Source organism: Bradyrhizobium sp., assembly GCF_016462955.1.
Lineage (GTDB): Bacteria > Pseudomonadota > Alphaproteobacteria > Rhizobiales > Xanthobacteraceae > Bradyrhizobium.
The window spans coordinates 10,166-11,797 of the sequence record NZ_JAEMSD010000186.1; the positions used below are offsets into that span (position 1 = coordinate 10,166).

General features: G+C 65.9%; 2 protein-coding genes. One reads left to right on the plus strand and one right to left on the minus strand.

Annotated elements, in window-relative coordinates:
• Positions 1–970, minus strand: a 970-nt coding sequence (locus JHD07_RS19540) for an ABC transporter substrate-binding protein (protein ID WP_291624807.1), incomplete at its 3' end; no start/stop codon positions are given.
• Positions 971–1,099: 129 nt separating this feature from the next.
• On the opposite strand from JHD07_RS19540, the gene JHD07_RS19545 reads away from it, so the two are divergent.
• Positions 1,100–1,600: a DUF3280 domain-containing protein gene (locus tag JHD07_RS19545; RefSeq protein WP_291624809.1), complete on the plus strand. Its 501-nt coding sequence runs from the start codon at positions 1,100–1,102 to the stop codon at positions 1,598–1,600.
• The last annotated feature ends 32 nt before the right edge of the window (positions 1,601–1,632 follow it).

The following is a 1,632-nucleotide window of genomic DNA, read 5'->3' on the forward strand; positions in this document are numbered from 1 at the left end:
CGGTGACCTTCTTGACGTCGCCGGAATTCGTCCGAGAGGTGGCTTCGCCGATCATGCGCACCGCCGTCCAGGCCTGCATGTCGAGCGCGGTCATGCGCCGCGAGTTCAGCTTGAAGAAGCGGTTCTGCATCTGGATCGCGCCCCATTGGTCCTGCGCCGCGTCCCAGCTGCGCGGCACGAGTCCGGCCGAGCCCGCCACGGGGCGCGGATCCCAGGTGCGATAGGGCAAGTAGGCGCCGAACACCTCGCTCTCGTCGGCCGCGACCAGCACGTCATAGGCCGGCGCCTGTTGCGTAAACACCGGCATCTGGCGCTGGATCAGCGTCACTCCGCTATCGGTGCGTCGCGCGCCGCCTTTGTCCTCGAAGGTGCGTTCCTGCACGATCTTGGCGCCGAACCGCGCCGCAGCGCGCCGCAGCGCATCCGCGAACAGCTTGTCCTCGTCACGCGAACCGACCACGAGCAACCAGCGTGACCACTTCTTCCACACCAGATACTGCGCGAGCGCATCCGCCAGCATCGCGCGGGTCGGGGCGGTATGGATGACGTTGGCGCGGCAATCGGCCTCGCGTAGCCGCTCGTCGAGCGCGCCGACGTTGAACAGCAGGGTGCCGCGCTCGCGCAGCGCATCCGAGACCTTCAGGAGCGCATCGGCCGGCAGGTCCGCGATGATGAAGCCGTTGTTGTCGGCGAGGGCGGTTGCGGCCTGGACCGGATCTTCACCGTCCTTGACGCGACGCTCCTCGAGCGCAAAGCGCTGGCCGAGGAACTTCCCGGTGGTGTTGTTGTCCTCGATGGCAAGGCGGGCGCCGGCGACGCCATCATTCTCCGCGGGTTTCTCGGCCAGCGACAGCGTCGATCGGTTTGCGGCAGTGCCGAGATAGCCGACGCCGATCATGACCGGATCGGCCGCGAGCGCACTCGTCGCGGCAACGCCCAGGCCGATCAGGCCGACCAACCATCGGATCATGTTTCCTCCGGACGATCTCCCCGGCTTGACCGCCGGTGAAGAATTGTCTCTGCTTCAAGCATGACCAATTTGCCAAGGCATGCAACCCCGCATTTCATCCCCGCGCGCAGGAGGGCGGGAATCACGATCATGCGAGCATTGGCTGGTCTTGCCGCTTTGTTGTCGATGGGTTCGGTCGCGCTCGCCGATCCGCCGAAACTGGCGGTGTTTGATTTCGAGCTGATCGACACCAGCCTGCCCGGCGAGTTCTACGGCTCCCGGCCGGAGGAGGCGCGGCTCGCGCGCATCAGCGAACAGCTGCGCAAGGAATTGGCGGAGTCGGGCAAGTTCCAGGTGCTCGACATCGCGCCGGTCAGGGATGCCGCCCGTCGGGCCAACTTGCAGGCCTGCGGCGGCTGCGACCTCAAGCTCGCCGGGCAGCTCGGCGCCGAGCTGGAGATCACGGGGCTCGTGCAGAAGGTCTCCAACCTGATCATCAATCTCAACGTCTATCTGCGCGATGTGAAGACCGGCAACATGATCACCGTCGCCAGCGCCGACATGCGCGGCAACACGGAGGAATCCTGGACGCGCACCATGAGCTATCTGATCCGCAATCGCCTGCTGGCACCGAATTACGGCAAGCCGTGAGGAGGGGACTCTGACCCTCCCCTGGAGGGGGA